This is a genomic window from Brevundimonas sp. (assembly GCF_041648055.1).
In the GTDB taxonomy this organism is placed as follows: domain Bacteria; phylum Pseudomonadota; class Alphaproteobacteria; order Caulobacterales; family Caulobacteraceae; genus Brevundimonas.
The window spans coordinates 1-18,921 of the sequence record NZ_JBAZPS010000015.1 but is presented as its reverse complement, the minus strand read 5'-3'; the positions used below and the strand labels follow the sequence as shown (position 1 = coordinate 18,921).

Here is an 18,921-nt window from a genome sequence, read left to right as displayed (position 1 = left end):
GGGGCTGGCCATGAGGCCAGCCCCGCCTCCGCGACCCAGCAACATCGTCCATTCGGAGGGCTGTCATGCCTCGAAACACAACCGTGGTGACGCGGCGCAACTACCTGCAGCGGCTTGGGGACAGCCTGGTCGGCACGCTGATCGGCATCGTCCTGATCCTGGCCAGTGTCGCCGTTCTCTTCTGGAATGAAGGGCGCGCCGTCGAGGCAAGCCGCGGTCTGGCTGCCGGCGAGCGCGTGGCTATCGCCTTGTCCCAACCGACCGTCTTGCCGGCGAACGAAGGCAAGCTGGTGCACCTGACCGGTCCGGTCGTCACCACTTCGACCCTCACCGATCCGGACACCGGGGCCGTCTTCCCCGCAGCCCTCGGGGTGCAGCGCAGGGTCGAGATGTTCCAGTGGATCCAGACCGCGTCTTCGCAGACCCAGGACAAGCTCGGGGGCACTCAGGAGACCACGACCACCTACAGCTATGCGCCCGGCTGGAGCGACACCCCCCAGGACAGCTCGACCTTTGCAGAGCCCCAGGGACACGCCAACCCCACCTTTGGCTTCCGCTCCCAGGCCTATTTCGCTGCCGACGCCAGGCTGGGTGGATTTACCCTTTCACAGAATGTGCTCGAGCAGGTCCCGGCTGAAACGCCCATACGCCCAGAAATCATCCCGCAAGGCTGGACGCAGACAGAGGCAGGGCTTTATCGCGGCACCGGCTCCGCCGCTTCACCCAGAATCGGCGACATACGCGTGACCTATCAACAGCTGCCATCCGGCACTGTCATGTCCGCTCTGGGGGAGCAGTCGGGCGGTGAGTTGGCGGGATGGACGCCGCCAGGGAGCCGTTACACCCTGCTGAAGGCACGGGCGGGGTCGTTCTCGGCGGCCGCCATGTTCGCCGATCAGAAGTCCAGCGAGGGGCTTGCGACCTGGGTCCTGCGGGGCGTCGGATATGGGATGGCGATCGTCGGCTTCCTGATGCTTCTGGGTCCCCTGTCTGCGCTTGCGAATGTCGTGCCCTTCATAGCCACCCTGCTGGGAACGGTGTCCGGGTGGATAGGGTTCGTGCTGGCCACAGTTATAACCGTGGGCACGATCGCCCTGGCCTGGCTGGCGGTGCGTCCGGTCCTTGCGATTGGCCTGCTGGTCGCCGGTCTGGGTCTGTGGCTGGCCGTGCGGATGCTTGGTCGAACTCCGCCGGGCCTTTCCAAGGGCTCAATATCCCAGCGGCATTGACGGGGCAAAGGCGCGCTCCGGCCCGGGATGGAGGGATGGGTTGGATCGCAGCCTCTGGCCTGCGCCATGACCTGCCCCGAAAGCGGCAGACTCTGCCAGTCGTCCTGGTCGCTCGATTGGCTCTGTCACCAGTCTACCGCCATAACGGTCGCTCGACACGCCGGTTCTTCGTGATGTGGTCCCTGCCATGCTGCGTCGGACCAAGAGGAGAAGGGTCTTGCCATGGCATCGATAAGGACGCCGCGGGCTGAACAGGCCGCTGTCGATCCCCCCCAGATCGCTGAACCGAGGTCCTTTGGACGCTCCAGTGGCTGTCCCTTCCAGATTGCGACCTTGCGTCAGAGCCCTGCGGCTGTCTCAGGGCCGTTTATCGAACCTGAACAGGCGCTGGGCCTGAGAGGTATTGCCCCGCTTGAAGACCCCGTCGTCCAGCAGATGATGAGCCGGACGGAACATTGAAGCCCAGGCACTCCCCGTCATGGCGATGCCTGGAATAGACCTGCTACAACACGCAGGCCAACCCCTCAGGCAGCGGCACCTCGTGCGGCAACGCCTGGCCGACCTGCTTCAACCGCGAGACTGAGACCAACCCGGTGTGTCGTCGGTAAGCTCTTTGGACCCTGGAACATGCCGCAGTCGATCAGCAGGCGCCGGCCGGCGAGCTCAAGCAGCATGCATGAGCCGGTGACACATTCGGCCGCACCGTGAAACGTGAGGCGGGCGGTCATGTCGGCGGCATCCTCACGGGCATGCTGGATGAGGGGGTCGGGGACCATCACGGCCGACATGTCAGTGGGCCATCAGAAGACTGGGCCCGCTCACGCGATGAAGCAGGCTGCGCGTGGCTCCCCCGAAAAGGGTCTCCTGCAATCGGGAATGGCCCCAGGCCCCGGCGACGAGCAGGCCAACCTGCTGCGCCTCGGCCATGGCTGCCATCGCCTCCCCGTCCCTGGGGCCTTCGACCAGTGTCAGGGTCCCCGACCCGACACCGTGAAGCTTCAGATAGGCATTGAGGCGGTCCACATCGGGATCGGCGACCGTGCGGTCGAGGGTCCTTTCGCACTGCAGGATATGGATCGCACTGGCCATAGCCAGCAGCGGCAGGGCAGCCCGCACGGCCCGGCCCGCTTGAGCGCTCCCGTCCCAGGCGATGGCCGCATCACCGGACAGCGTATCCGGATCGCCCCGGGCGATCAGGATCGGAACCCGGTCACCGAGCAACGCCTGGCTGACCAGATGATAGGCACCCCCCGCCTGCACCTCCTCCTGGGACAGGATGACCAGATCGCACAGCGGCGTCTGTCGGGACAGCGCCAGATCCGGCCTCAGCCCCCGGGAAAGCACGCAGAGCCTGGGGACACCCTCGCCCTCGCCATAGACGACATCGACCGCATGGGCCGCTTCGCGCGCCGCCTGCTCGATCTGGCCCTGAAGACCTCGCTCCGCAGCGGCGAGCTCCGCGACGGCCTCGGGCAAAAGGACGGCTCCCAGCGTCAGCCCCATGGCGACCGTATCGGCTGCCGCGTCCGGATAGACAGGCAGCACATCGGCATGCGCCCTGTGCTGACCGGCAATCCAGGCTCCAAAGTCCAGGGCCGTCCGGTCTTCCGGGCTCCCCGAGGCGAGGACGAGTATGCGTTTAAGACTCATGAGGCGTCTCCCTTGGGAAGGGCTTGTCGGCGCTTGTCAGCCCGGCCGCCTTGATCGACATCAATCGCTCAGAAGAGGTGGGAGACCGAGCCTGGCCCGGCCCGCCCTATCGAGAAGACTTCCGCGTCGCTCCGCCCGCCGGCCACGCCCACGGCGGAAATGATCGCGGGTCGGAACCGCATGACGGCCACCGCATCACCGGAAGGACAGTAGACATGGAGCCCGGGATAGCGGGCGATGACGGCGCGATTGATCCGCTCGATCTCGGCGGGATCCGTGACCTCGGACACATGTCCGCCCATGGACAGGCCGACCCCGTCGCCCTGCCCTCCGCCCTTGAGCCTGATGGCGATCGACGCCCGGGGATTGGCCTGAAGGTTCGCGAACTTCTGGCTTTTCCGGGCAATCACGAAATACAGGTTCAGGCCTTCATGCGTATAGCCAACCGTCGTCGCCTGGGGCCATCCGTCGGGACGGATGCAGGCGAGCGTCATGAGCGTCTCGCGTCCCAGCAGATCGGTGACCGCAGAGACGGCACGGCTGGACATGGGCGGGGGCGTCACCTCGGCCATCAGGGTGTCCTCGCCCTGAGATCATCGAGATAGGCCATCAGGTCATCGATCTCGCCGGCCCTGAAGGTAAAGGACGGCATCGCGGGATGGGACGTCACCAGACCATCCGCAAAGCCCGCCCGCAGGGGCGTGGCGTCGGGTAGCGGGCTGGCGCCCGCCGGCCCGATGGCGTGGCAGCCCGAACAGGCGTGGACCAGATAGCGATGACCGCGCTCGACCGCAGCGAGCCTTTCATCGGGATGATGAGCCTTCGTCGCGGCAGCCTGCGGGCCTTCCGCGCCCATGGCAATGCAGACCAGTCCCAGGGCGGCAGTCCAGCGTCGAGGCATGAGGCGTTCTCCAGGACCCCATCATGCCGTGCAGCCCGTCCCGTCGCCTTGATCTTCGTCAATGCGCTGCGCGTGCTGGCTGGCTTTCCTGTAAGGCAGGAGACTGTCCATGACCTACGCCAGCCTGCTCGTCACCCTGGAGGACGGGGAAGACAGTGACCGCCGCCTGGATCTCGCGTGCGACCTCGCCGGAGCGTTTGGCGCTCACCTCATCGGCTTCCGCTCGAGTTCGATCGGCATGCCGCTCACCGACTCCCTCATGGACGGTGCGATGACCGGTGAACTCCTGAGCCTCTACCGCGACATGGCCGAAACCGAGGTCCAGAAGGGGCGGGCCCGGTTCGAAGCACTTGTAAAGGCCAAAGGGCTGGACGGAGAATGGCGCGGGCGTGTCGGCTATCCTTCAGACCTCTGTTGTCAGACGGCCCGTGCCGCCGACCTGTTGATCCTGCCCAGCCACAGCCCGTCGGCACCCCACCACGCTCCGGAGCCGGTCGGTGTTCTGATGGGATGTGGTCGTCCCGTCCTGATCACGCCGTCCAACCGGTCATCCCCGCCATTCGGAGCACCGGCGCTGGTGGCCTGGCGGGATAGCCGGGAGGCCCGCCGCGCACTCATCGCCGCCCTTCCACTGCTGCAGCGGGCCGCGGGGGTGACGGTCTATGCGGTCTGCGACCCGGATCGGACCGAAGAGGTCGAGGCCGAACTGGTGGATGTCTGCACCTATCTGGCCCGCCACGACATCATCGCCAGGCCGGAGGTCGCGCTCAAGGGCGATACGTCCATCGGCCGCCAGATCCTCCGCGAAGCGCTGGCCTTGGAAGTCGGGCTGATCGTCGCCGGGGGCTATGGCCACGCGCGGCTCAGGGAATGGGCCCTCGGCGGCGTCACCCGCGACCTGATCGAGACCAGTTCCATCTGCCTGTGCCTTTCCCACTGAAGGATCGATCCATGCCCTCTCGCCCCCGACACATTCGCCTGGAGCTGGCCCGAGAACCCGGTCATCCGCACGGTGACGCCCATATCGGATACGACATCGTCGCCTTTCTGGACGAGGACGGCCGGCTGGACCTTCCAGCGTGCCGGGCCAACCCAGAACGGTGCCATGTGCGCCGGTTCATAAAGGACGCCACCGTTGCGACAGGGCGGCTGCGCCATACCCACGGCGATCGATGGATCCTGGATTTTCCGGGTGGCCCCGATGAAGACGCCACCGGGTTCCGACTGGGCGAGGAGCGGTTCCTGCCCGGAGAATATGTCTCCATCATCGGCGGTGACGGGTCGACCCACACCTACTGCGTCGAACGCGTCGCGGACGCCTGAGCCATGGAACGCCGCCACATCCTCATCCTCAACGGTCACCCCGACCCGGATCCCGCCCGCTTCTGTCACGCCCTCGCCGCCGCCTATGCACGGGGAGCCACCAGCGCGGGGCACACGGTTCACAGGATCAACCTGTCTGACCTGGATTTTCCCCTTCTGAAAACACGCCAGGACTGGGAAACGGGCCAGCCCTGCGAGGCCATCCGTGCCCTGCAGGATAACCTGGGGTGGACCGAGCATCTGGTTGTCATCTACCCCCTGTGGCTTGGCACCATGCCAGCGCGGCTCAAAGGCCTCCTCGAGGAGACGTTCAGGCCGGCCTTTGCGTTTGGTGGTGAGGCCGTGACCCCGCGGGCGGGTCGTCTCAAGGGCCGCTCCGCCCGCGTGATCGTCACCATGGGCATGCCGACCCTTGTCTACCGGACAGTGTTCAGGGGCCATTCTCTCAAGGCGCTGAAGAATGGCATCCTGGGGCTCGTCGGGTTTGGCCCCGTTCGGGATACGGTCCTGGGCTCCATCGAAGGCCGGACCGACCATGAACAGCTGCTCCGGCGCGTACAGGATATGGGCGCTCTCGCCCGGTAGGCCTGTCATACCTTGGAGAACACTGGCTGTGGCAGCAGGGCCTAGTCGCTCATTGTCCGAGGGCAGAACGGCGGAGCCATCTGGCTGCGCGGCCCCTCTATCAGTCGCATCCTGTCAGTCAAAATGAAGACCTGACGTCACCTGGCTTTCACATCTGAGGACAGCCTGTTGTGCGGCAGCCGCGTCGGCCCTTGAGGAAGATCCATACCCTTTTGTCGAGGATTGCTCCGCTCGCCCGGGGAACAGACGATCGCGCCCTGCCCCGTCGGAGCCTAGGCCGCCAGCAGCCAGGGCCCCGGCCAGGCTTAACGAGCCGGCGTGGACATCGGAACAGGTCCCATTGTCGTCGGTTCCCCGCTCATGATTGTCCCCTGCAACCTGATCATCTCTATGATTCCGCTGATAGGCCCACGACTGCAACGGCTTGCCACTAGCCAGTGGACGATACGAACTGGCCCTTGAAGCGCTTCAGGCGCGCCACAACGACCACCGCTTCAAGTCTACGGAAATCCCGTTCCTGCTGAGCGACTTGTTCCACGCGCACACTCAGCGCTCAGCTGGCATCAGCTCAGCGCTCCCGGGAGGCGGTCTGCATCCCCGGTCCTCAACACATCACCCGTGCAGGCGCTCAGTCCAGCGCGACGACGTCAGGCACGGCCGGGGCATCGGCGTCAACGCGCTTCAGCCGCTGAACGGCCGCTGACAACTTTGCCCGCATCTGGGCTCGGCGACGCCACGGGCGCAGACTGTCAGCGGCCGAGATGGGATCACCCAGATGATACTGGGCGATAAACGCCGCCGCGAAGCCGAGACTTTGCGAGCGAAGCGGTCGCAGCCGGTTACGACCTGACGCAATCAAAGCGTCCAGGCCTGCAACGACGCCGTCTGCCGTCGCGCGCTCGACGTCCTGGTCCTTGCAGCCAAGCCAGTGCGCCAGAAGCCTGTTGCGGAACACCCTGACGCAGCTCACGCCTCCCCCGTTACCGGCGGCCCTGGCATCCAGGGTCAGGTCGCACTCGCTGTCGAAGCCCTCCGATCGATTGTTCAGATTGCTTGATCCCAGGCGTATGAACCGGTCGTCGATGATGGCCAGCTTGGCGTGCACGATGATGATCTGGCCATCGGCAGTCACCGGACTGAAGGCTCTCAGACGACCAAACCGATCAGCAGCCTCAAGCCTCTTGAGAAAGGCTGACCTGGTTTTATCCATTGTCATCTGGTCGAACCAGCTCGGCGAATGGCCGGTCGAAATCAGGATCACCTCCGGACCGTCGGCCTCCTCAAGACGCTGTGCGAGCGCTTCGGCGACGATCGGCGACGTAAAATACTGGTTCTCGAAATACAGCGTACGCTGTGCACCGGCGATCGCTGCGAGCATCGCCGTCTCTCCCTCGCGGCGTTCCGGGAACGCCTTCCACAGTGCCTGTGTGCGTGAGATGCCGACATCAACGTCGCGGAAGTCCGGCGCGACATGTTCAGGCCAGATGTCGACCGCCGACGGCGACAGCACAGACAGGCGGTCCCCTGTTGCCCTCTCCCACCGTTCCCGGAACAGGTCCCCCAGGGTCCTGGCAGGCGGGCCGTCGACCATGGCCATGACTTCATGCCGACAGTCGTAGCAGGGCGTGCCCCTGGAGGTCTTTGCGCGCCGCGGGTCCGGGTTCAGGTGTTCGGGTGTGTCCCAACGATCCGGGCCGATATCGCAGCTGCCGCAAAAGGCTACGGCGTCATCGATGATCACGGCCTTCTGGTGGTGTGAAGCCCCCAGGGGAAGTGATCCGTCGAGACGGAAATGGATCTGGGTCCTGGCAAAAAAGCGCCGACTGCGGAGAGGGAAAAATCGCTGGGTCGCGGCCACCGGTAGGGCTGACTGCCAGCAGAGAATCCGGATGTCGAGATCCGGTCGGGCCTCGGCCAGATCTCTCAGGAACGGACCTATTCGCAGCGGCTCTGATCCATGGCCCGTCGGCGTGTGGTCGAGAATAGTATCTGGATCAAAGGCCCAGTTGAGAAAGTAGATTGACCTCGTAGCCCTGGACATGGCCGCCCTGGCCGCCGCCAGATAGGGTTCCATATCGACGAGCAAGGCGGCCCGCGGCGCTGTCTCTACCCGCCAACACGTCGTCCCGGCCTCAAGCATTGGCTATCCCCTCCGCATCGATGCGTCCTGCCGGCTCGTGATCCGGGTGCAGTCGGATCAGGGGATGCCGGTCAGGATGGCCGATGGTGGTGCCCGTGTAGCCGGGCGATGGCTTGCCGCAAAGTCGGGATATTGAGCCCGGACGACCGGTCCCTGGAGCGCGTCTGCTGGAGGGACGTCGGCTGGCGGCGATGGACGCGTCGACTTTCGCCGGGGTAACCCCTGTTCGCTGCCGCCCGACGACGCGCGCCGACATGTGAGTGACACGCCCTCCCCTGGTCCGTGGAACACGGCGAAGGGTCGTTGCCCGCAAGGTGCCAAACGCTCTCAGGGTCCTCACCGCTGCTCGGCCACCCACGTGAGTATTGTGTTCACCCGTCCGCATTCGGCAGGGCGATCTTGGCGAATTCCCGCAGCCTATTGGCCCCGCTTGCTCGCTAGCACCGTTCCGGACTGCACCCCCAAAAAGACGTGCCGCAGGGCGCTCAAGTCTTGCAGCGGGTCGGCAGCGTAGACATTGAAGGTCGCCTCCGCACCTTCCACGAACTCGCCCATTGTCCGATCCGGGAACATGGCACGCGCAGTGCCGGCAGTGGATAGCCGCAACAGCTGCTCGCGCGGCATGATCCCCAAAGCGTCCACGTAGACTATTTCGTCGACGACCGAGCCCATGACGTCGTCGCTACCCATGGCGATCGGGACGCCAGCGGCGACAAGACGGGTCAGGTTTTGAATCTGCATCGCCCTCAGCGCCCCGGCACGCTCGGGACGCCGCTGCATGGCGTGCCGTGCAGCCCCGGCAGTGGTGATGACGATCGTCTTGCGGTCAGCCGCTGCGCTGATGGCCGCGTCGGAAATACGGTAATCATCGGCCGTCATGTTTTCGGCGATACGGTAGCCTGGCAGATGCGCGATGATGTCGGCGCCAATCTCCACCGCCAGGGCGAAATCTGCGGCGCTGTCCACATGTGCCGCGACACGGACACCTGCGAGGTGCGCGCGCCGGACGATTTCCCGGGCTACAACAGGGTCCAGGCCCCGATAGCCGAAGGTCGACCGGTCCTGGAGTTCGGCCGCCCGGCGTTCGGAGTTGATCAGGATGACCTTGATCAAGCGCGGCGAGCGCTCGAGCACCGCCGGCCAGAGGGCGTCGAGGTCTTCCACCGTGTCGACCGGATCATAGCTCTGGTGGACCTCTTCGACAGAGATGTCCTCTCCCATCTGGGCCGAAGACGCTAGGGCAATACCAAGCGGATGACCGTCCGATCCCGAGAAACAGGCGTCGGTGAACAGAACCTCCACGTTTCCGGGGTTCTGCAGGAAGCCGGCGAAGGCCATCGTCTGGTCCGGGCGCGAGCACATCTGCACAGAGTGATAGACGCCGGCCTGCAAGGTTCTCTGGTTAGAAAAGGCCGCGAAGGGGCCGTTCTGGAAGTTGTGATTGTGGGCATCGATCAGACCGGGCAGCACGTACTTCCCCTGCAGATCAAATGTGGCATCGACCTGCTCTGGCCTGTTCCTGGTCATGCGACCGTCGACAACGTAAAACTCGTCCGGTGTGAACCGCTCGCCATCAAACCAGCGGCCGTTTTCGAACGCCATTGCCGGGGGCCGTACGCCGCTCTGGGATTGCGCCAGCACCGGGACGGCGAGGCAAAGTGATCCCACGCCTGCCATCAAAAGCTGAAGGGTGCGACGCACGTGGGGCTCCGGGTTAATGTGTATCGAAAAGAGCGCTGATTTGAGCAGCGATCGAGCTACCCGATTCTAGCCGTTCAGGAAATCGTTGAAGGAAGGCCAGGCGCGTTGCGATCGGTACGACGGCTGGAACGTCGGTGAGAGACCGATCGAACCCCCGCCCCTTTCCCCTTGGCTTGCAAACAGGGGGAGGCCTCAGCCCGGACACATGCCTGTCAGCCCACGGAGGGATTCCAGTGCCACAGGATGCTGGTGACAACTGCTAAGATAGCCAACGGCGGCTTACGTCACCCCATCGATCCTCTCTGTGACAATGCCTGGGCAACGGGCCGTGCTTCGCTGCACTGTACGATCGGACACCAGACCTCCCACAGGCAGCCCCCCCCCCCACAGTCTAGCCTGGCAACATCATGCCGAAGGCTCTCGTCCTTCAGCTTGGCCGATGCCTCTTCCGCGAAGACCCCGATATGCCCATAGCGCTGGGGCTGCGAGCGTTACGGTCATCAGGATGCCCGTCGGCGCTTGGATCAGTGGATTGAACCGATCTTGCACATAGAGGATCGCTACGGCGGCTGCCGCGGTTTGATTCAGAGCTCCATGCATCAGGGCGGGGGCCAGGACGGTGCCGCTCGCTTCCCGCGCCCTGGTGAAGAGCACCGACAGGGCGATGCAGATCAGCGGGAACAAAAGGGTGCCTGTGAACCGTGCATCCTGATAGTTGTAGCCCAGCAGCAGAATGGCGGGCCAATGCCATAGCCCCCAAATCGCACCGCCGACGACTGCACCGAACCGTCCAAAAATTTCGGTCAGCCGCGGTGCCATATACCCCCGCCAACCGAGCTCTTCACCAAGCATCAAGGGCAGATTGACGATTGGGCCGACAAGGCCAGTGATGACCAGGGCCAGGGCGATCTTGACCGACGGCGCAAGGTCGATCGGCAGCATCACGTGTGTCACCGCTTCTTGCACCGGAGCGCGCAGCGATTCGAAGAGGAGCAGGCTCAAGCCGACCGATAGACTGGTCAACGCACTCATGGCCGCCATGGCGGCCAAGGCTTGCTTCCAGCCTCGCATCTGAAGGCCAAGCCCGTCCTCTCGGCGAATGGAGCCCCGCTGCACCTTGGTCATGATCAAGGCCACCACTGCCGGCGTCATCATCATGAGCAAGGGGGCGGCTGGAACGACCGCCAGGCCTCCCTGCCGCCAGGCCCAGTAAGCAATCACAAGGGCACCGAGCGCCGTAGCGGAGACGAAGATGGTCACTTCCAGGCAGGCACGCTTCATAACAAGTATCCTTGTATTGCAAGGTTGGGGTGCAGGGCAGGCATCAGGCTGCGCACTGGTTAGGTTGAGGGGGACAGCGATCTCTTGAGCAGGTGCCAGGCGACGAAGCCGGCAATCACACCTATGGGCATGCGCCACCAGCCCAGCACCTCTGACGCCGCCGGGACGGTCGAAACGCCGAGCAGTACCTGCCCGTCAGGATACCTCAAAAGGCCGACATGCAGCGGAAGAAAGGGGCTGAGGACAGCGATCGTGACCAGGGTCACCATCAGGACGGCAAACGCCAGCTGCAGGCCAGCGACAAGGCCGCCTCTGCCGCCGATTAACACGCGACGCCAAAGGCCGGAGATTACGCGGTGCTTGGCCCACCCTTGCAGGCCCGCCGAAATGTCATCCGAAGCGATCAGGCTCGCCAGCATCACTGACGGCTCTCCCAGCTGGATGCAGGCAAGGCGCACGCGATCCAGTTCATCGCCGGGCAACCGCTCGATGAGGTCGTCCAAATGCTGGATCAGCTCCTGGCGCAGATCGCCGACGACCGTGTCCTGGATTCTGGACAGCGAGCGATCAAGTCTTTGAAGGTAATCGGCGTACAGCGATCTTGCGGCGGGGCTTGCGAGAGACCTGTTCATTCGGGTGCCTCTCCCAATTCCTGCATGGATTGGGCGAGCCGCGACCAGCGCGTCCACATCTCGACCAGCATCCGGCGCCCCTCATCGGTAATGCGATAGTATTTCCGCGGCGTGTCTGTCGCCGACGCCGCGGACCAGTAGGTCTGAGCCCAACCGTCTTTCACGAGCCGGATCAGCAGGGGATAGAGGGTTCCCTCCGGAACATCCAATCCAGCCGCACGCCTCAGAGTGTCGACGAACTCTATCGCGAAACGATCCCGATCCCGCATTGCGAAGAGGATCGCCATTTCCAGCACGCCCTTGCGCAGCTGCGTTTCCCAGTTCTGAGCCGGAGAGCGATCCATCCGCGCTCGGTAACGCAATGGACCTTGTTATGCAAGGGCAACGACTGAAACGTTCGCCGCACGCACTCAGCCAGCACCGTCTTGATCTCAACCGGCGGCGGGCGATGTCACCCTCACCTCAGGAGCCCTACCAGTGAAGGCTCCGGTGGCGGCCTCCGGGCCGTTGGCCAAACTGGAGCTTGAGGCTATGGACAGACGACAGCATCTACTCGGGGTTGGAGAGCGAACTTGGCGAAAACGCAGCATGGCTTTGGACGCGTCCGCTCGAAGGCCGAACTCTGGGCTGGAACGGGCGTCGTGCTCGTTCTTGCCTTCTTCCTGATCAGCGGGGCCGTTGCCTACCTCAACGTCCAGGGCTTGCGCGCCACCAGTCAGAAGGTGTCGGGAAGCCATACTGTGCTGGTGGCCATCGATAAGGTCCTGTCGACCGTGCAGGACGCCGAAACGGGACAGCGCGGATATCTTCTCACCGGTCAGGACCGTTATCTTGAACCGTATGAGGACGCCGTAGCCGCCATGGACGGCCATCTTGCGACGCTCAGCGCGCTGACGTCTCGCGACCCGGCGCAGCAAGCACACCTCACGGAAGTCAGGCGTCATGTCGGCACCAAAATGGCGCAGCTGAGCCGTGGTATCGCAGCGCGGCGTGCAGGCGGCCTCGAGGCGGGCGTCGCGATGATCGAAACGGATCGCGGCAGGACGGCGATGAACGCCATACGGGAGGGCCTGGCCAGCATGCGGGCCGACGTTGCGCAACAGCGGCGACAGTGGCTGTCCGAGATGGAGACCGCCTACCAGACCGCCCTGCTGACCGGCATCCTGTCCGCCCTGCTTGGTGCGGCCCTCACCGTCGGCGTGTTCCTTCTCATCCGCCGCAGTACGCGCGAACGCGCGCAGCGGGAATGGCTCCAGGCCGGACAGGTCGGGCTTGCAGAAGCCATGAGCGGCGACAAGACCATCGAGGCGCTGGCCGACGGCATCCTGGCCTTCCTGGCTCGATATGTGGATTTCCAGGCTGCGGCGCTCTTCAAGGGCGAAGGGGGCATTTTCCGCCGTGTCGGCACCTTGGGTGTGCCCTCAGACGCGCCAGTGCCGACGGAGTTCCGACTGAAGGAGGGCATTCTGGGCCAGGTCGCTGCCGATGGTTCGTCCGTCCTGCTCACGGATGTCCCCGAAGGATATCTGACTATCGGATCTGCACTGGGACGGGCCGATCCCCGTCATCTTGTCATCGCCCCCGCGAACGCCGATGGCGTCACCAACGCCGTCATCGAGTTGGGCTTTATCCACGCCCCGGAGCCCCAGGTGCTGCAACTGCTCGACGACAGCGCGGCTGCAATTGGCGTCGCCCTCAGGTCGGCGCGATATCGTCTGGACCTTCAGAACGCCCTCGAAGAGACCCAGCGCCAGTCGGAGGAACTGCAGGTGCAGAGTGAGGAGCTGCGGGTGTCCAACGAGGAACTGGAGGAACAGGGGCGCGCGCTCAAGGAATCCCAGGTGCGGCTGGAACAGCAGCAGGTGGAGCTTGAGCAGACCAACAGCCAGCTGGAGGAGCAGGCGCAAATCCTCGAGGGACAGCGCGACGACCTGGAACGCACCGGCGCCGACCTGGCCGTCAAGGCCCGGGAGCTCGAAGCGGCCAGCCAGTACAAGTCCGACTTCCTCGCCAACATGTCCCACGAGCTCCGGACGCCTCTCAACTCCCTGCTGATCCTGTCGAAGCTTCTCGGCGACAACAGCGACGGAAACCTGTCCGACGAGCAGGTTCGCTATGCCCGGACCATTCAGTCCTCCGGCGACGATCTTCTGACCCTGATCAACGACATCCTCGACCTGTCCAAGATCGAGGCCGGCCATGTTCAGATCCGTCCCGAGTCGGTTTCGGTCCAGCGACTGGCCAGCGACCTGCGTCAGATGTTTCAGCCGGTTGCAGACCAGCGTGGCCTGAACTTCACGATTGATGTCGCCAAGGGGACGCCCGATCTGGTCGAGACGGATCGTCAGCGGCTGGAACAGATTCTGAAAAACCTGCTTTCGAACGCCTTCAAGTTCACGGAGAAGGGTAGCGTGAAGCTGAGGCTGGCACCCGGGGACAGGGGCCTGGATTTCTCGGTGAAGGACACCGGCATCGGCATCTCGCGCGAGCAGCAGAGCAGCATCTTCGAAGCCTTCCAGCAGGCCGACGGCACGATCAGCCGCAAGTACGGCGGGACAGGTCTGGGGCTCTCGATCTCCAGGGAACTGGCGCGGCTGCTCGGCGGCGCGATCACCCTGGAAAGCAAGCCCGGCAAGGGAAGCACCTTCACACTCAGCACGCCGCTGGCCTACGACGCGGCTCAGGTCGCTTCGCGCGCGCCCTTCGCCCCCCACCCCGCCGCGCCCCCGGCCACGCCGGAGGCTCCGGAATCCCCACCCGCTGCCCTGCCCCGCACGGTTGAGGACGATCGGGACGGGCTGGTCACCAACCGGCGCACCCTGCTCGTCGTCGAAGACGACGACCGGTTCGCCGCCATCGTCCGTGACCTGTCGCGCGAAATGGCGTTCCAGTGCCTTGTGGCCAGCAATGGCGAGGACGCGATCAAGCTCGCCAAACAATACCGGCCAAGCGCCATCGTCCTCGATGTCGGCCTCCCCGACCAGTCCGGCCTGACGGTCCTGGACACGCTGAAGCGCGATGACGACACCCGCCATATTCCGATCCATGTGGTTTCGGCCGGAGATCATGCCACGACGGCGCGCGCGCTCGGCGCGATGGGGTATCTCACCAAGCCGGTCAAGCGCGAGGCGTTGGCGGATGTCCTTCGGGCGCTGGAGGAGGACCTGACCCGGACCGTTCGACGCGTCCTGATTGTTGAGGATGACGCCGTCCAGAGAGAGGCCATGAGGGCCCTTCTCTCGAGCGGCGGTGTCGAGACGGTCGGGGTTGGCACGGCGGCGGAATGCCTTGAAACTCTCGAACAGCAATCCTTCGACTGCATGGTCGTGGACCTGTCCCTGCCCGACGCCTCCGGCTTCTCATTGCTGGAGGCGCTCAGTCTGGACGGACAGCGGGCCTCTCCACCGGTGATCGTCTACACAGGCCGCGACCTGACGGCGGATCACGAACAACAACTGCGCCGCTATTCCAGCTCCATCATCATCAAGGGTGCCAAGTCGCCGGAGCGCCTGCTGGATGAGGTCTCGCTGTTCCTTCACCAGGTGGTCGCAGACATGCCGGCCGAGCAGCAGCGCATGATCCAGAAGGCGCGCAATCGGGACGCCGTGCTGGAGGGACGGCGCATCCTCGTCGTCGAGGACGATGTCCGGAACGTCTATTCGCTCACGAGCGTGCTCGAACCCCGAGGCGCCACCGTGCAGATCGCGCGCAATGGCCAGGAAGCCCTCGACGCCCTCGACGCAACCTCCGGCACCGCATCCACCATCGACCTGGTTCTGATGGATGTGATGATGCCCGTCATGGACGGGCTCACCGCAACGCAGCGAATCCGCAGCGATGGACGATGGGGCAACCTGCCGATCCTGATGCTGACCGCCAAGGCCATGCCGGACGACCAGGAACGCTGCCTTGCCGCGGGAGCCAACGACTATATGGCCAAGCCCCTGGACGTCGACAAGCTGCTCTCGCTCGTCCGCGTGTGGATGCCGCGCTGAACCATGCCCGACACCCTCGAAGATCTCGAAATCCGGCTCCTGCTGGAGGCTCTGTTCCAGCGCTATCATTTCGACTTCCGCCACTATGCCCGGGCGTCGATCAAGCGAAGACTGATCCAGGCCCGCGACCAGATGGGCTACCCCACGCTGACCGCGCTACAGGACGCTGTCCTGCACGACCCGTCGATGGTGCCACGGCTGCTCGGCTATCTGACGGTGCAGGTGAGCGAGATGTTTCGCGACCCGACCTATTTCAAAGCCCTGCGCGAGACGGTGCTTCCGCATCTGCACACCTATCCGTCGCTCAAGGTCTGGATCGCGGGGTGCAGCACGGGCGAGGAAGTCTACTCCCTTGCCATCCTCTTTCGTGAAGAGGGGCTGTATGAACGCACCCTCTTCTATGCGACCGACATCAATCCCGACGCGCTGCGCGCGGCGCAGGCCGGGGTCTATACTCTCGACCGGTTGCGGAAGTTCACTGAAAATCACCAGAAGTCGGGCGGGCGTTCATCCTTGTCTGACTACTATACGGCGGGCTACGGGCGGGCCGTCTTCGACCGCAGCCTCACCTCCAGGGTTGTTTTCTCCGATCACAGCCTTGTCTCGGATGCGGTGTTCGCCGAAATGCATCTCATCTCCTGCCGCAACGTGATGATCTATTTTGATCGGGTCCTGCAGGACCGCGCCATCGGCCTGTTCAAGGACTCCCTGCCACGCGGGGGGTTCCTCGGGCTCGGCTCGAGGGAAACTCTGCGGTTTTCGACCCACGCTGCCGATTTTTCCGAGTTCGTTCCTGAGCAGAAACTCTACCGCAGGCTCGGTTCGTGACTGCCACAGCAAGGCGCGCGGTGGTTATCGGCGCTTCCGCCGGTGCCGTGCAGGCACTCTTGACCATCCTTCCCACCTTGCCAGCAGACTATGCCCTGCCTGTTTTGATCGCCGTCCATGTCCCCCCGGATCGAGGCAATGGTCTGGTACCTCTGCTGCGCGCGAGCTGCGCCCTTGCAGTGGTGGAGGCAGAAGACAAGGAAACCGTCCGTCCGGGAACCATCTATTTTGCGCCTCCCGATTATCATCTACTGGTTGAACGGGAGGGTGGGCTGGCCCTGTCCTCGGATGAGGCGGTGAACTACTCCCGCCCTTCGATCGATGTGCTGTTTGAAAGTGCCGCAGACGCGTATGGAGACGGCCTGGTCGGCGTCATACTGACGGGTGCCAACAACGACGGTGCCGCTGGCCTGAAAACCATAATGGACTCAGGGGGCGAAGCTTTCGTCGAACGCCCGTCAGAGGCCTATGCATCAACCATGCCCGAAGCCGCGCTCAAGGCCTGCCCAGGGGCTACGGTCATGAGCTTGCTGGAGATTGCAAGATGCCTGAGGGAGATCCAAGCCACATGACCCCCCACGACAGCCCGATAAAGGTCCTCCTGGTCGATGATCTCGAGGAAAATCTTCTCGCACTGGAGGCCCTTCTCCAGCGCGAAGGCATTCACCTGGTCAAGGCGACGTCTGGAGATCAGGCGCTCGAACTGCTTCTTGCCGAAGACGTCGCCCTGGCGCTCCTGGACGTCCAGATGCCTGGCATGGATGGATTCCAACTGGCGGAATTCATGCGCGGCAACGCCCGCGTACGCCATGTTCCCATAATCTTCGTCACAGCGGGAAGCGCAGAGCAGCAGCGCCGGTTTCGCGGGTATGAGGCCGGGGCAGTCGACTTTATCCAGAAGCCGATCGAGCCGGATATCCTTAGAATGAAGACGGAGATTTTCGTCGAACTCTACCAGCAGCGTGAGCGGGTCAGACGGCAACGCGACGAGCTGGACGCGCATGCGATGGCGTTGAAAGCCGCAGATCAGCGCAAGAACGAGTTCCTGGCCGTCCTGGGGCACGAACTGCGCAACCCCATCATGGCCCTGAATGCCGGACTGAAGCTGCTTGAACGTGCCGGAGAGCCGGGCGACGCCGCCAGCCTCCGGGAGCGGATGGCCATCCAGGTCTTCCACCTCTCGCGCCTGGTCGAAGATCTGCTCGACGTTTCGCGGATTGACCAAGGCAAGATCGCCCTTCGCCTCGAGCGGGTCCTGCTGAAGACTGTGCTGGACTCAGCGATCGACACGAGCCGGCCCAAGATCGACGCGGGCGGGCATGTCTTCACATTTGAAGAGCCGACCGAAGACCTGTGGGTGAGCGCCGACTTCACACGTCTTTCGCAGATCGTCAGCAATCTGCTGACCAATGCGGCCAAATACACCCCGTCGGGCGGAGCGATCCAACTGCGAGCGATCGCCGGCCCGGACTATGTCGAAATCGCAGTCTCCGACAATGGCGTCGGCATTTCCGAGGACATGCAAGGTCGGGTCTTTGACCTGTACACCCAGGTGAACCGGCCAGACAATCGCCCTTCCGAAGGGCTCGGCATCGGGCTCGCCCTTGTTCGCCAGCTGGTCGACCTGCACAAGGGCGACATCCGCGTCGAAAGCGGCGGCGCCGGTGCAGGCAGCTGTTTTACCGTACGGTTGCCACGTTCGGCTTGAACGATGGGCATGGCAGGCCTGTCCAAGTCGACGTGATGCCGCGACCGAAGTCTGATGCGCTGGAAGGTCGAATTCACCCACAGCGAACCGGCCGCACTGGTTTTCGAGCCGACAAACGGCTCAGCTTTGGCTAAGTAGACAGCCTTCAGGTCAGTCTCAGGGAGGCGGGAAATGATCTCAGCGATTGAGCGCGCTTTCGAGCATGCGCGGTCGGGCAAATTCACGAAGGCCCGCGATATTGATCGAGTGATGAAACAGGAGGGCTACACCCACGCCGAAATTGCAAGCCTGGGCTTGAAGTCGGTCAGACGCGACCTGCTCAAGGCGTGCAGTTCAGCCACGGCCTGTCCGGCCACCCATGCATCGCCGCTAAACCCGGAAACTTGACGCCAAGTCGGTTCTCGACAACCTTGATTGAGGGGGCGATGCACCGCCGCCCGGGCGGCTCGGCATGATCAGTCTCGCATCTGGCCATGGCCGAGCTGCTCAACTCTCCCCGCTGGCAAATCGTCCTGTCCTGGACGTCCTTATCGACGGCCCCCGCCAGGCCGCGAGAATCAAGCTTCTTGAGCACAACGAAGCTGCCGGTCCAAAAGAAGCATCGGTGTCGATGAGGGGACCTCTTCCCTGGTGATGGCTTCCCGCAGCAGGGCACCCATCCCCTTGCGCTTGGCGAACCAGCGCTTGCGCAGCTTTACGATCTCCGTCTCGGCCTCGACCTTGTCGAGACCCAGCCAGCGCGCTGTCCAGCGGTATTCGAACGGAAGGGTGCCCAGCGCATCCAGCAGGCCCGGCCGGGTCGCCGACGGCAGGCCGCGCAGCGCCACCACCTTGAGCCATTGACCGCCGAGGCGCGGGGCAACCCCGCCGATCAGATCGTCGTCGGCCAGCCAGGCGTCGAGGAACATCGGCGTTTCCGGCGTCCGCACCGCATAGGCACGACTCGAA

At 64.1% G+C, this 18,921-nt stretch carries 17 protein-coding genes and 1 pseudogene; 9 read left to right on the top strand and 9 right to left on the bottom strand.

Annotated elements, in window-relative coordinates; translation table 11 throughout:
* Nucleotides 1-65 precede the first annotated feature (65 nt).
* Nucleotides 66-1,229 (top strand): TMEM43 family protein, encoded by a 1,164-nt coding sequence (locus WC585_RS16510; RefSeq protein WP_373259042.1) that lies wholly within the window; start codon nt 66-68, stop codon nt 1,227-1,229.
* Between the two features lie 789 nt (nt 1,230-2,018).
* Here WC585_RS16510 and WC585_RS16505 read toward each other — a convergent pair.
* The 3 genes from WC585_RS16505 to WC585_RS16495 all read right to left on the bottom strand — a co-directional run bounded on the left by WC585_RS16505 (nt 2,019) and on the right by WC585_RS16495 (nt 3,780).
* On the bottom strand, nt 2,019-2,879 hold the full coding sequence (locus tag WC585_RS16505) for a universal stress protein (protein WP_373259041.1): 861 nt from the start codon (nt 2,877-2,879) through the stop codon (nt 2,019-2,021).
* 68 nt (nt 2,880-2,947) lie between these two features.
* Entirely contained in the window at nt 2,948-3,451 is a 504-nt protein-coding gene (locus WC585_RS16500; RefSeq protein WP_373259039.1) for a pyridoxamine 5'-phosphate oxidase family protein, read from the bottom strand.
* Nucleotides 3,451-3,780: a cytochrome c gene (locus tag WC585_RS16495; RefSeq protein ID WP_373259038.1), complete on the bottom strand. Its 330-nt coding sequence runs from the start codon at nt 3,778-3,780 to the stop codon at nt 3,451-3,453. The genes WC585_RS16500 and WC585_RS16495 overlap by 1 nt, the downstream gene beginning before the upstream one ends.
* Nucleotides 3,781-3,889: 109 nt before the next feature.
* Here WC585_RS16495 and WC585_RS16490 point away from each other — a divergent pair, with 109 nt between their 5' ends.
* Genes WC585_RS16490 through WC585_RS16480 form a run of 3 tightly spaced genes read left to right on the top strand, consistent with a single transcriptional unit; the run spans nt 3,890 to nt 5,688 of the window.
* Entirely contained in the window at nt 3,890-4,720 is an 831-nt protein-coding gene (locus WC585_RS16490) for a hypothetical protein (protein ID WP_373259037.1), read from the top strand.
* 11 nt (nt 4,721-4,731) lie between these two features.
* On the top strand, nt 4,732-5,103 hold the full coding sequence (locus WC585_RS16485; RefSeq protein WP_373259035.1) for a hypothetical protein: 372 nt from the start codon (nt 4,732-4,734) through the stop codon (nt 5,101-5,103).
* A gap of 3 nt (nt 5,104-5,106) precedes the next feature.
* Nucleotides 5,107-5,688, top strand: a complete 582-nt coding sequence (locus WC585_RS16480) for an NAD(P)H-dependent oxidoreductase (RefSeq protein WP_373259034.1) — start codon at nt 5,107-5,109, stop codon at nt 5,686-5,688.
* Between the two features lie 628 nt (nt 5,689-6,316).
* Here the strand turns inward: WC585_RS16480 and WC585_RS16475 are convergent.
* The 5 genes from WC585_RS16475 to WC585_RS16455 all read right to left on the bottom strand — a co-directional run bounded on the left by WC585_RS16475 (nt 6,317) and on the right by WC585_RS16455 (nt 11,786).
* Nucleotides 6,317-7,429 (bottom strand): phospholipase D-like domain-containing protein, encoded by a 1,113-nt coding sequence (locus WC585_RS16475; RefSeq protein WP_373259032.1) that lies wholly within the window; start codon nt 7,427-7,429, stop codon nt 6,317-6,319.
* A gap of 816 nt (nt 7,430-8,245) precedes the next feature.
* Nucleotides 8,246-9,529 (bottom strand): hypothetical protein, encoded by a 1,284-nt coding sequence (locus tag WC585_RS16470; RefSeq protein ID WP_373259031.1) that lies wholly within the window; start codon nt 9,527-9,529, stop codon nt 8,246-8,248.
* Nucleotides 9,530-9,934: 405 nt separating this feature from the next.
* Nucleotides 9,935-10,810, bottom strand: coding sequence for a CPBP family intramembrane glutamic endopeptidase (locus WC585_RS16465; protein ID WP_373259029.1), 876 nt, complete (start codon nt 10,808-10,810; stop codon nt 9,935-9,937).
* Between the two features lie 59 nt (nt 10,811-10,869).
* Nucleotides 10,870-11,313 (bottom strand): hypothetical protein, encoded by a 444-nt coding sequence (locus tag WC585_RS16460; RefSeq protein ID WP_373259027.1) that lies wholly within the window; start codon nt 11,311-11,313, stop codon nt 10,870-10,872.
* 125 nt (nt 11,314-11,438) lie between these two features.
* Nucleotides 11,439-11,786, bottom strand: coding sequence for a PadR family transcriptional regulator (locus WC585_RS16455; protein ID WP_373259025.1), 348 nt, complete (start codon nt 11,784-11,786; stop codon nt 11,439-11,441).
* A gap of 228 nt (nt 11,787-12,014) precedes the next feature.
* Here WC585_RS16455 and WC585_RS16450 point away from each other — a divergent pair, with 228 nt between their 5' ends.
* From WC585_RS16450 to WC585_RS16430, 5 genes are all read left to right on the top strand, one after another.
* Entirely contained in the window at nt 12,015-15,437 is a 3,423-nt protein-coding gene (locus WC585_RS16450; RefSeq protein ID WP_373259023.1) for a response regulator, read from the top strand.
* Nucleotides 15,438-15,440: 3 nt separating this feature from the next.
* Nucleotides 15,441-16,265 (top strand): protein-glutamate O-methyltransferase CheR, encoded by an 825-nt coding sequence (locus tag WC585_RS16445; protein WP_373259021.1) that lies wholly within the window; start codon nt 15,441-15,443, stop codon nt 16,263-16,265.
* A complete protein-coding gene (locus WC585_RS16440; protein WP_373259020.1) occupies nt 16,262-16,837 on the top strand; it encodes a chemotaxis protein CheB in 576 nt (191 codons plus the stop codon). The genes WC585_RS16445 and WC585_RS16440 overlap by 4 nt, the downstream gene beginning before the upstream one ends.
* On the top strand, nt 16,834-17,973 hold the full coding sequence (locus WC585_RS16435; RefSeq protein ID WP_373259018.1) for an ATP-binding protein: 1,140 nt from the start codon (nt 16,834-16,836) through the stop codon (nt 17,971-17,973). Before WC585_RS16440 ends, WC585_RS16435 begins: the two co-directional genes overlap by 4 nt.
* 171 nt (nt 17,974-18,144) lie before the next feature.
* Nucleotides 18,145-18,360, top strand: coding sequence for a hypothetical protein (locus WC585_RS16430; RefSeq protein WP_373259016.1), 216 nt, complete (start codon nt 18,145-18,147; stop codon nt 18,358-18,360).
* A 170-nt stretch (nt 18,361-18,530) separates the two neighbouring features.
* On the opposite strand, the pseudogene WC585_RS16425 reads toward WC585_RS16430, so the two are convergent.
* Nucleotides 18,531-18,921, bottom strand: a pseudogene (locus WC585_RS16425) (hypothetical protein); the annotation flags it as partial.